Genomic DNA, 13,904 nt, shown 5'->3' on the forward strand with positions numbered 1-13,904 from the left:
AAAAAAGGGACAAAAGGTGTCCCTAAACTATAAATGAGTACCTAGTTCTTACATTCATCTTCAACTAAAGAAACAAGTTCTTTTAAAAGATTTATTGTTTCATTAAATTCAAGACAATAATACATTTCAGTGCCTTTTTTCTGAACTTGAAGTAACCCTGATTGTTTCAATATTTTCAAATGATGAGATACAGTAGGTCTTGACATGGGAATATTCTCCGCAATTTGCGTCACATTCAAGCTATCTTTATCAATTAAAAGTGATACAATTTGCTGACGAGTTGGATCTCCCAACCCCTGAAAACATGGTCTTAAATTTTCTAAAATATGCATTACTTTATCATTACAGTTCATTTCGCTAACATTACCTTCCGTTTAAGAATTTAATCATTTAAACGTATTATAAATTACATTACTATCTAATGCAATAAAGAAGTAGCACCAACTTTAAGTATAAATATAGAAAGTTTCATAAACAGCCATTTTCGATTTTCCAGATTTGTAAGAATGTCGGGTCTTTTTTCTATAAAAATTTCCAAATCCATTCCAGCTACAACCAGGGCAAACCCATGAAATTCACGAAGCCTATATCGGATTGTATCAAAAGCTTCCAACTCAAGTGATCCTGCTTTTCCTGTTTATCCTCCTACAGAAAAACGGGCGAAAATCTCATCGATATGAGAAGAAAACAGTCTTTGATATATTAGGTGTCGTTTACAATTGTGCCATGTCTGATAATCAAGCGGCTTAATTCAAAAAAATGAAACCCGTTAGGGTTTATTTCGTATGCAAATCTTTAAGTTCCCTACACGTAGCCTTTAGAAAAAAGAAACAACCTCTACTATAATTGACGTTGTATAATCTTAGCTTGATAGCGATGTGGCGGTACCCCATGGCCATCAAGCTAAGTTTGTTTGAGGAGATGTACGAGACAGGTGTGAATTTAGGGGAATCCAATATTTTCTATTCAAATATGATAGAATAGAAGTATATCCAAAACGGAGGAACAACAAATGAACTCAAACACAAAACAGTTTATTTATGATATCCAGCAAAGAAAAAACAATTATATGGAAAATGTATTAAAGGCAATACAACACCCTAAAAAAGAGCAATCTGAACAGGTCATTCAAAATATAGTAGAGAAGATGGATATGATGATCAGTTTAGTTACTACTTACATGGTTATTGAATCAGAATCTATGAAAGAATTAAAAGAGCTTCAGGAAGAAATTATTCATGCGCAAGCATATATTCAAAAACGAAAATTTGAAGAAACACAGAGATAAAACCCTGTGTTTTTATTTGGTCGTCTATGACGCCAATCTATTATAAATCAAATTAAGGGATTAGGTACACTTACCATATTTTGTTCACTAAAGTCATTTCCCTCCAAACAACTCATTCTATAAGACTCCTTTCTAACTTACATTCTTTCTCTCACTATATGATATAAATCCTATAAATATGCTAGAAGGATAATTCATTATATGAACGAAAATAATATTTTAATAAGTTACGTTTTCTATTCCTAAATTACTAAATAATTATTTATATACGATTCTTTTTTACTAGTTAATAGGTAATGATATAGGGATACTTTGCATGTACATCTAGGTTGTTCCTTTCAGGCTATGTATCATTTTAAATACGCCCTTTATTAGAATAGTGCTCATACTTTTTTTGAGATTCTTTCGTAATACGTGCGTTAAGTAAAATTGCTAACAACAAAAACACTCCATATGTTCCCCCTGTAGCTCCTATGATAACCACACTACTACAAACAAGTACAATTAGTAGGAGCAACGAAACTAAATAAATATGTTCATAGTTCTTTGACATCTTCTCGTATTTTATGCGTTCTTTCCTTGCATCCATCTAAATTCCTCCTTTACATTATCCATTTCACTATCAAATAAATCTCGCCCTTAAAAGGGAAACAATATATCTTTTTAAATAATTAGCTTGTTTTTTTATCAACTAATTTATATAACGTAAAAAGAAATCCTACCAATATTAAGCTTTCCACCATGATAATCCCGACCCTCTCCTTCCGTTTTAACTCCAACACATCAGATAAAAGTAGCAAACAAAAAGGATCCTCCCTTCTTTTAAAGGCTGATCCTTTTCTTCATGCATTCAACTATTCTTGATTAATTAGAATAACAGCTGGTCCATCTACACGAATTCCACCAACTTCGATTTTTTCATAAGGCTCAACTGTAATAGAAATGACCCCTTCCCGCTTCTTTAATTCATTACTTAATTCTTTTGTTAACATTTTTTTCATGTGTGCACTCCTTCTTACTGCTTAATTTATTAGTGTTATGTAAATGAAATTAAAAATGGTTTCCTGGTCTGGAAACCATTTTTTGTAGTTGACCATATGGTGTTACCAGTTCGTTTATCAATTTTACGTAAAGAAGAGATAAACAATTACCTATTCACTGTCTCAGTAGATGTAAGGAACTCTTAAAGAGATAGCGGTGAGATCGATTGTATTTTCTTCTAGAAATAATGACTTAGATAATATATTACCTAAAACAATGAAAGCCCTACCTCTCTTTCATCCTTACGGATCCTTGTCCGTGCCAGTGTGAATCAGGATTTCAAAAATCAAGTGACTATTTGATCGAGTTATTTGATGAAACTTCGAACGCTCGTAAAAGAAATTTAAAAATAAAAATGGATTAGATTGAAGTAATAACAAAAGAGGTTTCTACTCAAAAAGTGAGTTGAAGAAGTTGAATGTCTTTGAAATGATTTACTTTTAATAATAATCATATTCCCGAAAAATTCAGGATATTTTCGGGGTATGTAATACATTATCTATAATGAATCTTAACAGAAACTTTTTATTTGATTTTCAGTGATCCCTTTAATTAATCCTAGTTCACTAATCAAAAATTCATGTGCGTTATCCAACATTTTTTTTTCGCTTGTATTCAGTGCTTTTTCTTTCTTCATACGTATTAAATCACGTACAACTTCGGCACCTTCTTGTATTTCACCCGTTTTTATTTTGTCCGTGTTCACTTTATACCTTTGTTTCCACGGTAATAATCTATCTGATTCTCCATGCTGAAAAATGTGTATAATGTGTTTTAATGCAATTATATCAGTAACTGGGCGTATACTCGAACTTAATATTTTCCCCATAGGAATCATGACTTGCATATTACTGATTGACATTTTTATAACATAATACTGTTGCTTTTTTCCTGAGAATTCTTTTTCTTCTATGGCTTCAATTATACCTGCTCCGTGCATTGGATAAACAATGTTATCGCCAATTTGAAACATATAATCCACCTCCATATATGGTAACCTTCTTAACCTTAACATATATGTTGTTTTTTATCAAATATTTTATAATATCATAAAATCTTTTTTGTAGTCAACTACTTTTTTGATGAAAATTAAATTAAGTAAAAAACACCCCCAAAACAATAGGGAGTGTGTCAGATTCCCCATAAAGGGAAGGGGAATTTCCCCGCTTATATTCTGAAATCTCTACTCATTAACATAGATCAGTTTTCCCTTGAAAACGACCAAATCGCTCCCGTATTTTTTTCAATCTTGTGTGGTACTCCATAATCTCAATTCTTGCTTTTTCAGCTAGAGGTGCAATTGGTCGTAAGTCTTTTAAACCCCAATAATCAACCACTACATCAAGTACTTGATGTAATGGTCCATAATTCGCTTCTTTTGCAATCACAGCCATTCTATTTTCAAAATCAGGCATGACAGCACCTGGCATTTTAAAATTTCTAATTATATTGGCAATATGATAGCAATAGTTAAGTTCCAATTCCAAATGTGTTCAAATGACGTCTCGATAAAAAGCATAATGAAGGGTCTCATCTTTGGCAAGGCGGCGTAATAATGTAGCAAGATCTGGATCATGCTTACTTGCAATCTTAGCGACATTATTGTAAAACACCATCGTTGCAAGTTCTTGTAGTTATATAAAATAAAAGGGCCTCCTAGGGTGCAGTGACCCCTGTCAAGTAGACAGTATTAAAAAAGCGCAACTAAGCAACCTGAGTTCTATATTTATATGGACTCAGGTTATTTAATTTCTTTTGAAATCTTTGATGATTATAAAAGTGCATATATTTACGCACGGCAAGTTTGACCTCATTCGCTTTATGGAAGGAGTGTAAATGAAAACACTCTGCCTTAAAGTGACTGAAGAAGTTTTCCATACAAGCATTATCCCAACAGTTGCCTCTTCGAGACATACTTGCCTTCATCTGATATTTTTTAAGTAATTGATTATATTGACGAGATGTATACTGGGACCCTTGATCACTATGTAAGAGGATTCCCTTCATATTTCGTTTTTTCTTTGCCTTTTTAAGTGTATCTAACACAAGTTTTAAGTCGTTTCTACGACTGGTTTCATAGGCAACAATCTCATTATTGTATAAATCCTTAATAGCGGATAAGTACAAGCGCTGTCCATTGAAAATCAAATAGGTAATATCGGTTACCCATTTCTCATTCGGTTTTGAAGCTTGAAACTCCCTATTTAGATGGTTCTCTGAAATCACATAAGCTTCTTTTTTTCCGTAATAAGGTCGTTTTTTCCTAATTACGGCTTTGATACCTAGTTCACTCATCAATCTTTGGATGCGTTTATGATTCAAATGAAGGTTATATGTGGCTTTCAGCCACACTTGTATTCTTCTATATCCATAAATTCCTCTTAATTTTTTATGACACTCCAATATCTTTTTCTTAATTTCGATATCCTCTGATTGTTTTTTTGAAGGCGTCGTATGCCGTTTTATCCATTTGTAGTACCCACTTCTGGTTACACCAGCAATATCGCATAGAATGGTCACTGTATAACCTGTTTTTGTCATTTCATGGATGACTTCGAATTTTTTCGTTTTGGATACGACTTTCATTCCTCCTTTTACATTCCTAAGAGCTTTTTTAACATTTCATTTTCCGCTTCTAATCGTCTGATCTTAGCTTCAGGATCTTCGGGTCTAACCCTTGGTCTACCTAAACCTGGTCCTTTCGCTTTACCGCGTTTTTCTTCTAGTCCTTTGATTCCTTCAGCTTCAAAGTATTTCACCCAACGACTTACAACCGAGTGATGAATACCCAATTCTTTCGCAATGGTTTTATAGCTCATGCCTTCTTTTAAGTATAAATCTATAGCTTTTTTCTTAAATTCTACATCGTAAGTGACTCTAATTTTTCCCATAAAAAAATCCCCTCCATAGTAAACAGGTTAATGTGCTTTCTTTTTCCTGTCTACTATAAGGGGATCATATCATTTCTTATTTCTTCTTCTTTTCTGTCGGTTGGCTTTGTTTAGCGAAATTAGATGAATCATCGAAATTCGGTTGCTTTTTACCAGCATTGTTACTTCTACCTTTTCCCATATGTAATGCACCTCCCCTCATCCTTACTATTCCCAATAAAAAAAATCCTCTTGCATCCAAGAGGATTTTTTATTTGGCTCTTATTAATAATGCCAAACTGTTCTCGTAGTACTTCCAACACTTCCCGTCCTGCCATAGCTTTTAACCATGGTATTGATGGTGGCCATCATGCGTATAATTTGTCTTGGAGTTTTCCTTTAAACAATACCTAAGTTCGGTTTCAGTCTTCGATTGCTTGGTAGACCGTGGTCCAGAAGTCTTGGATAAGATGCGATGGGGCCGGAGTGGACATCCCAACCTGGGTGAACAGAATTCCAATAAACTGTTTGTCTGGATCAGCGTAAGCTGTAGTGCCAGTTCCGCCATCCCAGCCGAATTGACCGATAGACGCGTAGTCTCCAAGATAGGTACGCACCCCCATCCCAAAGCCCCAGCCACCTTGTATCCCTTGTCCAAACGACAAATGGACGTTGTTTTTGGCCAAATCGTCTCGGTATGCTTGTTGTTCAGGAGTAAGACGGTTGGTGGTCATCAGCTGGACTGCGGGCCTAGACAGAATCCGTTTGGTTCCGTGCATCCCTTTGTTCAACAGCATCTGCAAATATGCGTGATAATCGTCGATGGTTGCGAGCAGCCCACCACCGCCTGCTTGAAATGCTGGAGGTTTGCTGTAACGTCCGCCTGTACCCTCATCCCACACGATGAACTCACCTGTCTGCGGATCTGGGTTGAAGGCAGGTGGAAGCCGGTCAATCTTGAGCTCAGGCACGTAGAAACCAGTGTCCTTCATTCCCAGTGGATCGAATATGCGTTCGCGCAGGAACGACTCGAATGTCTGACCCGTGACCCTGGCAACAAGAATGCCGAGCACTTCAATACTGATATGATACTGCCACCGCTCTCCGGGCTGGTAGCTTAGCGGAAGTGCACCTAGGCGACACATAAACTCATCTGGATCGGGCATATCCTGCCCTGGCGTGTCGAATATCCCACTCTCGAAGAACGCGTTCATGATCGGAGAACCCATCAACGTGAGATCCAATCCGAGACCGAATGTGGAGGTCAACAGGTCTCGTACAGTGATAGGACGCCGTGCTGGGACGGTCTCTTCCAGTGGACCATCGGGCTGTTTCAACACCTGCCGGTCAGCGAGTTCGGGCAGCCATTTGTCTACTGGGTCGTCTAAATGCAGTTTGCACTCGTCGAGCAGAACCATTACTGGTGAAACTGCGATCGGCTTGCTAGTGGACGCCAATCGAAAGATCGTGTCCCGACGCATTGGTGCGCCACCATCATGCCTCATTGTTCCAAGCGCTTCGACGTGCGTCTCCCCGTTTCGGCTGACTAAGGCGACGAGCCCAGGAATCTTTCCAGAATCGACATGCTGCGCCAGTACATTGCGCATTTTGCGCAATCCTGTTTCAGAAAAGCCTTTATTGTTTTGTCCCATTTTGTTCTCCTTTAGTTTAGATTGAGATTTCTAATACATATTGACAATCAATTATTAGTTCTTCAAATAGAAAAGTTCCCCTTTTTAATAATTTCGACAAAATGTATTTATGTATATGGAGGCATCATACATCACTATCAACCTAAGATAAATTTATATCCATAATTCACAGAGAACGTTATTCTTTTTGTAGAAATATACAGAAAGGATGGCGATGTGTTGCTATCCCATTGTAGATTAAGTAAGAAGAGGCACTCTGATGATAGTGCCTTTTCTTTATAAAAAATCCAAATGCTGATACATAATAAATTAATAAAGATAGGCTAATTTAAATTTATGGAGATTTAATAATAAGGAATGAAATCATTGAAAACATTCATGCAGCCATTAAAAATATGATTATAAGATTCGCGAATTGATTATGATATATTTGAAAAACGCCGATATACTTTCAACTAAGTAAAAAAGCGCCCTGTAAACAGGGCGTTTCGGACGTATACGTTGCCTTTAATTATGATTAATATTAGCAGTTGGGTATAATGTTGTTCCTCCAATTGAAACCTTTATTTCATTTGTTAACGGAACATTTTGTTCATTAATAATTGTTCTCCACCATTCCCATGCAAGACCTGTACATTCTCTCGCTACGACTTTTACATTTTTTGAATTCGGTGGAAGTAGTATGACTGTAGCGAAATGAGCAGTTTTGTCTCTACCGCTTCCTTCCCAAGTTTTATGTGTTAGTACTTCTTTCCCATTTTGATCATATGAGAATTCATCCCAAGATACATCAAATTGAGCAACATATGCACCGTAATGATCAAGCGTCATTTTAGCACTTGAATATTCTGTAGTTGTAGTCTCAATATAATCTGTATTGTTATGAACAGCCGCAGTTGAATTATCTTTTAAGAAAGTGCTTGTATATGAAATTGGGTATGCTGGATTTTTAAGACTTAATTCTGCATTATCTTTAATGATATTTCGTATTTCATTAAAATCTTTTGTAATAACCTTGTTATGCTCTTTTGAATCTCCACCTACTACTACAGCGGTAAAAGTACTTTCTTCAAAAATATCTTTGTACTGTCCACTCGTTTCCACGCTGTTATTCTTAAGTAAGGCTTTAAAGGCAACTTGTACATCTTTGCTCTTAGATGTTGTTTCTAACTTCACATAAATTGTTCTGCCATAAGCTACATTTGACACCATAACAGGGGGAGCCGCATTACTTACCCCTTTACGAGTTAACTCACTAAAAGTAACACTATTATCAAAAAGATCTGATGGATTGTTAGGTAGTTCAGCACTTACTGTATAAAATATTTGCTTATATGCCGCAACCATCACTTTTTTCTCTCCATTTGCAATCGCATTAAAGTCAATGTTCAGCCCATTATCAAGATATTTAGCGTTAACATTAAGAGCACTTGCTATTTGTGATTTACTATAAACCATAGATTTTGCATACTGCATTCTTGCAGGTAACGTATGTGTTGTTGAATACTTTTCATTCCAAGTAGATACTAAATCATCTACTGCTCCAGACACATTACCATATGTTGGATTTGGAACGGTTATTGTATTTTCTTTTCTCATGCCAGGTAAGTCTATACTAATATTCAAAGGTTTTCTCTTAGGTACTTAAACTAGGTTGATTATCTGCAAAAGCTTTATTTGCAAGTTGTACGGCTCCTGGATAAGTACGATTAGCCACAGAATCAATAATCGAAATATCGACTGGTGAAGTTGTAAGTGATTTTTTCTCACGTTCAACTACTACAAATTTACCATTTGAATTGATACTTTCTTTCGGAACAAAACTCTCTACTCTATCACCATTTACTGCTAAAATATCTCTACTATCATACTTTAAACTTGCTATGCCAGTATCAATGCCACTAGCATTTTTTGTTGCATCATTTGCATTACCTGTTTGTGTTTCCGCGAAGGAAATAGATGAATAATTAATAGTGCATAAACTAACTAATAAACATGTTAGAAATTTTATTCCTTTGTTGTTTTTCTTAATTTCCAAAAAAATATCCCCTTCTGTTTTTCGTATTAAGGTATGATAATTATTTATAAATAATTGCCGAATAATAAACTTACATAAATACTTTTAAAAGTTCTTGAACTAATGGAATTACTCCACCTAAAAATTTCAAAACTGCCATTGCGATTTCCATATTATTTCCTCCTCTTTTGTTGTTGCTAAGATGTGATTTATCTTTATGTCCCTATTATAGTAATCGCTTTCATTTTCATCGACACATTCTTATATGCAATATTACATATAGGAGTCACCATACATATCTATCTATTTAAGAAGAATAAACGCCACCAAAACAAAAAAAGCCCCAAATTTTTTTGAAAATAAGTTGGGGCTTTTGAACTAGAAAAGTATATTTTTAACTATGAAAACTATGAAAAAAATTTTTCCTTTTTACCTACTTACCAAATTCAGCAAGTAAAATATTTTTAAAAGGATTAGGACTGTCAGCTCTACCCAAACTATTCCAATTGGCGACCAACGTATGCTTGCCTCCAAGTTTACCTCCAACAAGAGTAGTAAACCCTAGAATGCCACCTGTGTGTCCCCATATCGAGACACCGCTTGGAAGCTTAGTTTCATAGATTCCAAGACCATATCCATCGATTCCTTCTTTTCCTGTAGGAACTGTAGTAAGCATTTGTTTTAGTTGCTGTTCTTTCAGTAATTTACCCCCGAGCAAGTAAGAGAAGAATTTATTTAAGTCGTCAGCAGTAGAAATCATATCTCCAGCTGAGCTACCTGCACTTGGGTTATAATAAGTAACGTCTTTTAGCTCACTTACTCCGTCTGGTTGGACATATCCACGGGCATGCTTAGTGCCTGGAATAACGCTTGAATTGCCTGGTAGGAATGTATTCGACAATTCAAGCGGTTCAATAATCCGACTTTCAATCTCTTCCGCATAGCTGTTTCCGGTTACTTTTTCAATAAGAATACCTAGTAATACGTATCCTGTGTTTGAATAAGACCAGCCCTTTCCTGGGGCAAAGTCTGGGGGCAGAGAAATCCCCATCTTCACTAACTCTTCAGCCGTATACGATTTTTTTGTATCCGTAAAGTCAGCGTCTTTTGACCTTGAGTATTCAGCGATACCACTTGTATGGTTCAATATCTGCCGGATAGTAATCTGGTTACCATCATATCCGTTTCCTTGAATGACACCAGGCAACCATTTTTCGATGTAGTCGTCTAGATTCAGGCGATTCTCTCCAGCTAATTGAAGTACAACTGTTGCGGTGAACGTCTTCGTCACACTCCCAATGCGAAAGCGAAAATCTGTTTTCATTGGTTTCTTGGTTCTCAGATCCGCTATCCCAGCGGCATAACTCCACGTTTTTCCACCCTCAGAAGTTTTAGCAAGTATCCCCGGGTATCCAAGTTGCAATGTATCCCGCATTGCTTGCTTGACGGAAGTACGATCTCGTTGGGTGCTTGTTTGTAACGAACTAGATACATTTTGAGTGGGCTCTGCTTTTACAATTGAGGCTGGTGTTGTATATAACAGGGAACTTCCAGCTATTAAAAGGGCAAGACTTGCACATGTAATTTGACTACGTGTTTTCATAAGGCATTCCTCTCCTCTATTCATATTGTATAGGTGGTTGCTTGATATTTCATACTCACCACACAGCTATCATCTCTACCGATGACAAAAAGTCAACATTGAATTCGTAATCATCTTCATAATGATTATTTTTACAAGCTCCATTCTGTCCTAATAAACGGTAAATCCCTCTTTTTGCATGTATGTTAACCTCAGAAATTATTTCTTTTCCATGAAACACTCTTATTAACTGGTTTGTTTTTCATATATAAGTTATATCTGTTCCTCCTTTCATGCTTCTTTATATTTTCATCATACACAATGAAAATCTCTTTTTCCTTACCTATTCCTTACAAATCCCTTACGTTCAAAATAGCTTCTGTGTCTCAAATGTGCCAATTAATTCTCATCAAGAAGAAACGAGAATTAAGCGAATATAAAGCGATTTATATCATAAAAGATTATTTTCTACTTATTTATGAATCTCTACAAAAAGACACCAAAGAATTAACAAAGATATTGTTTCGTCTGTTTGATCTCTTACAGAAAAACGGACGAAAATCCCATAGGTATGAGAAGAAACCGTCTTTGATATCTTAGGCGTCGTATATAACCTTTCTATGCCTCACAAGCATGTAGCGTAATCCAAAAAATTAAAACCCAATAGGGTTTATCTGGTATGAAAATATTTAAAGAACTTACACTGGATCGTTAGAAAAAAGAAAAAAGCCCATCAAGCTAAGGTTTTGAAGTACCCCCTAAATGAAAATTTTCTTTCTCTACAGTTAGTTTTTTTGAGAAGTCAGCTCATTTTTTGTTTGTGGGGTGTTAACTTTTCTTAAGTTGATAGGAATGTGGTGCTACCCCATTATGCAAAAGACAAAGGTTGGAATTTGATAGATGAAAAATAATAATTCCTTATTCAACTAACGCATGCATGAGTTAAACAACCTAAGGCTGCTTCGGTAGCCATTTTTTGTACCAACTGGCAGTTTGGTTTTCAATATGTGAAAAGGAATTTTTAAGTGATTAATTGAATATACATTTATTGTTTACTAATTTTTGGGAGGTCCCTTTATGGGGGATAAGCTTTGCTGTATTGCTACATATCAAGTTTTTAATGAAGAAAGACTAGGAGCTTCGCACGGTTCTATAATAACTTATAGTGCTGCTGTGACGGGATCTCCTGTTAGTGAGATAGGGTGTTTTTTAATTTATTTATCATAATAACGTACCCGAAGAGATTGATATGGTGACATATCAACCAACTGAGGTGGTACCACGAAATTGCAACTCTCGTCCTCAAGAATTATTTCTTTTGGGTGAAAGTTTTTTTATTATATAAGTTTCATTCTGTCATAATTTAAAGTTTTCGAGAGGAGAAATGATATGAATTCTATTTTATTAGATGTTCCGTTACAAATAGAAACAGACAGACTAATTCTTCGAGCACCACTTCAAGCTGGTGATGGGAATGTCGTACACCAAGCTATTAAGGATTCGATTAATGAGTTAAAACAATGGTTGCTTTTATTTCAGTCAATTCCTACTGTTGAAGAAACGGAAATTCTCCTGAGAAATGCCCATATAGATTTTTTGAAAAGAGAAAGCTTTCGCTATCTTATCTATCATAAGGATACTAATGATTTTATTGGAACTGCTAGCCTTCACGGAATTAATTGGAAAATTTCTAAATGTGAAATTGGATACTGGATTAACACGCAATTTAGTGGCAATGGATATATGACAGAGGTAGTAAGTGAGTTAACAAATCTTGGATTTCAGTTACTCAAATTTAGAAGGATTGAAATACGCTGTGAATCTAATAACACTAAAAGTCGTGCGATCCCTGAAAAACTAGGTTTTGAGCTTGAAGGGATATTACAGAATTTACGATACGGGAAAGCCCACGCAGGACTTTAGTCCGTCTTTAGACATGGGATGAAAGCATCGTTTTTGCATAGCAAAACATGGTATACTTTATTCATAGTCATGCAAAAGACTCTAAAACGACTGTTCTCTGAAAATAGAATACATATGAGGTTGGGGTAGCCAATTCTTCTACTCCGTAAAATGTATTAAGTCGTCATGCAAAAGACGTAAAAACAGTTGAGAACGAACAATCTGTACGGTATGGTCACAGTACCGTAGCCCACGAACCTATATGGTCTGTTGTGGGAGTGGTGATGGCACACCGCAATCTTGCACGTCAGCGATACCAGAAATGGACTTCGCCTTTGGTAGCAAGAATCCCACTGACGTTAGTCAGCTGGCCCCTTTAGGGGTGGGAGTGTCAAGTAATGAAGATCTTTCAGCTGACAGTAAAAAACTAACTGATACCTGCATCTATGCAAAGGTAAATTAGATTGAAATTTTAATACTCAATTGCGTCTGTGTACATAGTTTATTCCCCTTCTAATCCATTATTGTGATTTGTTTAGAACTATAGTACATCAATATGTTTAAAATGAAATGTACTGAAATGGGTATATTCTATCGTTACAATCGTTTTATAAATAAATTACTTCATGAAGTTATAAAATTAGGACCGTACATATTAGACATATCTAAAATGTACGGTCCTTTTGTTTACTAGTGGTTCACTTATCTAACCTAAAGATAAGTATGTGGTCCTTTTACAATTTGAATTTCTTTGTAAGCTTCTTATATTTTCTATATGAACGTCTAACAATGTTTAACATGAAATACGGTATTTTAACAGGGAAAGGCAATTTATAAATGAAAGGCAAGTAAAAGGTGAAATATGCCTTTTCTAAGTCTCTCCACTTACTATCTTCTTTTGTTTTTAAGAAATCAGATACATCGACTACATATCCCCTTCCATTTTCCATCATCACATTTTTTCCGTGAACATCACAAGGAGTTAATCCTTGCTCCCTTGCATACTCTATAGCTTCATTGATATCAAGGATTACCTGCTTAGGAATTTTAATCCCCTTATGGATAGCATCGTATAAGGTAATTTCTTTTAAACGTTTCAATACTATGAAATTTTCTCCTTTATATATAAGATTCGAATAAGAAGGATGATTTCCGATTCTTCGGTATACTTCTGACTCTTTTTCAATTCCTTCTCCTTCTCGCGCGTAAACTTTCACTACCCAATCTTTGTATTCTTTGTGCATAAATACTGCGGCATAATTACCTGTCCCTAAACACTTCCAAAGTCTAGGAATATCTTTAACTACTATAGGCTCGAATTCATCCTCACTTCTTATGCTTACCTCTTTTAATAATTCGTCCTTTATCAATCTCACAAAACTATTTATACTCATCATTCCCACTCCGGTTTTGCTACAAGGGGTACTACCCCATACCCATTAAGTTAAAAAGTACATTCTTCCCTAATACGAAAAAAATGAGCAGACTTCACTAAGTAACTAACTGTAGCGAAATAAATTTTTCATTTAGGGGGGTACTTCAAAATCTTAAA

13 protein-coding genes and 4 pseudogenes are annotated in these 13,904 nt (G+C 35.7%); 5 read left to right on the plus strand and 12 right to left on the minus strand.

From position 1 onward, the window contains the following. Positions 1-41 precede the first annotated feature (41 nt). Complete coding sequence (locus JFU23_RS03890) at positions 42-353, minus strand: ArsR/SmtB family transcription factor (RefSeq protein WP_002013825.1); 312 nt, start codon at positions 351-353, stop codon at positions 42-44. 65 nt (positions 354-418) lie between these two features. After that, positions 419-613, minus strand: coding sequence for a hypothetical protein (locus JFU23_RS03895; protein ID WP_085311908.1), 195 nt, complete (start codon positions 611-613; stop codon positions 419-421). 399 nt (positions 614-1,012) lie between these two features. Between JFU23_RS03895 and JFU23_RS03900 the strand changes: the two genes are divergently transcribed. Further along, positions 1,013-1,288: a hypothetical protein gene (locus JFU23_RS03900; protein ID WP_002165394.1), complete on the plus strand. Its 276-nt coding sequence runs from the start codon at positions 1,013-1,015 to the stop codon at positions 1,286-1,288. 355 nt (positions 1,289-1,643) lie between these two features. Here the strand turns inward: JFU23_RS03900 and JFU23_RS03905 are convergent, their stop codons facing one another. The 9 genes and pseudogenes from JFU23_RS03905 to JFU23_RS03945 form a co-directional block, all read right to left on the minus strand. Next, entirely contained in the window at positions 1,644-1,877 is a 234-nt protein-coding gene (locus JFU23_RS03905; RefSeq protein ID WP_002131164.1) for a hypothetical protein, read from the minus strand. A gap of 265 nt (positions 1,878-2,142) precedes the next feature. Next, a complete protein-coding gene (locus JFU23_RS03910; RefSeq protein ID WP_000738549.1) occupies positions 2,143-2,289 on the minus strand; it encodes a BC1881 family protein in 147 nt (48 codons plus the stop codon). 551 nt (positions 2,290-2,840) lie between these two features. After that, on the minus strand, positions 2,841-3,302 hold the full coding sequence (locus tag JFU23_RS03915; protein WP_172805429.1) for a CarD family transcriptional regulator: 462 nt from the start codon (positions 3,300-3,302) through the stop codon (positions 2,841-2,843). Positions 3,303-3,519: 217 nt separating this feature from the next. Then, positions 3,520-3,963: pseudogene (locus JFU23_RS03920) on the minus strand (acyl-ACP desaturase); the annotation flags it as partial. A gap of 70 nt (positions 3,964-4,033) precedes the next feature. Continuing rightward, positions 4,034-4,915: an IS3 family transposase gene (locus JFU23_RS03925; protein WP_201031428.1), complete on the minus strand. Its 882-nt coding sequence runs from the start codon at positions 4,913-4,915 to the stop codon at positions 4,034-4,036. Positions 4,916-4,923: 8 nt separating this feature from the next. Then, complete coding sequence (locus tag JFU23_RS03930; protein WP_002170592.1) at positions 4,924-5,220, minus strand: transposase; 297 nt, start codon at positions 5,218-5,220, stop codon at positions 4,924-4,926. A 401-nt stretch (positions 5,221-5,621) separates the two neighbouring features. Beyond that, positions 5,622-6,851, minus strand: a complete 1,230-nt coding sequence (locus JFU23_RS03935; RefSeq protein WP_085311913.1) for a serine hydrolase domain-containing protein — start codon at positions 6,849-6,851, stop codon at positions 5,622-5,624. 507 nt (positions 6,852-7,358) lie between these two features. Continuing rightward, positions 7,359-8,889 (minus strand): annotated as a pseudogene (locus JFU23_RS03940) (thiol-activated cytolysin family protein). A gap of 412 nt (positions 8,890-9,301) precedes the next feature. Further along, on the minus strand, positions 9,302-10,471 hold the full coding sequence (locus tag JFU23_RS03945; protein WP_201031429.1) for a serine hydrolase domain-containing protein: 1,170 nt from the start codon (positions 10,469-10,471) through the stop codon (positions 9,302-9,304). A gap of 366 nt (positions 10,472-10,837) precedes the next feature. On the opposite strand from JFU23_RS03945, the pseudogene JFU23_RS03950 reads away from it, so the two are divergent. From JFU23_RS03950 to JFU23_RS31320, 4 genes and pseudogenes are all read left to right on the plus strand, one after another. Continuing rightward, positions 10,838-11,094 (plus strand): annotated as a pseudogene (locus JFU23_RS03950) (IS4 family transposase); the annotation flags it as partial. Positions 11,095-11,527: 433 nt separating this feature from the next. After that, a complete protein-coding gene (locus tag JFU23_RS03955) occupies positions 11,528-11,677 on the plus strand; it encodes a hypothetical protein (RefSeq protein ID WP_170972744.1) in 150 nt (49 codons plus the stop codon). A 162-nt stretch (positions 11,678-11,839) separates the two neighbouring features. Beyond that, positions 11,840-12,373 (plus strand): GNAT family N-acetyltransferase, encoded by a 534-nt coding sequence (locus JFU23_RS03960; protein ID WP_201031430.1) that lies wholly within the window; start codon positions 11,840-11,842, stop codon positions 12,371-12,373. A gap of 364 nt (positions 12,374-12,737) precedes the next feature. Beyond that, positions 12,738-12,815: pseudogene (locus tag JFU23_RS31320) on the plus strand (GNAT family N-acetyltransferase); the annotation flags it as partial. A 271-nt stretch (positions 12,816-13,086) separates the two neighbouring features. Here JFU23_RS31320 and JFU23_RS03965 read toward each other — a convergent pair. Continuing rightward, positions 13,087-13,755, minus strand: coding sequence for a protein kinase family protein (locus tag JFU23_RS03965; protein ID WP_080118267.1), 669 nt, complete (start codon positions 13,753-13,755; stop codon positions 13,087-13,089). Positions 13,756-13,904: the final 149 nt, after the last annotated feature.

This window comes from Bacillus sp. TH50 (assembly GCF_016650565.1).
Taxonomy (GTDB): domain Bacteria; phylum Bacillota; class Bacilli; order Bacillales; family Bacillaceae_G; genus Bacillus_A; species Bacillus_A mycoides.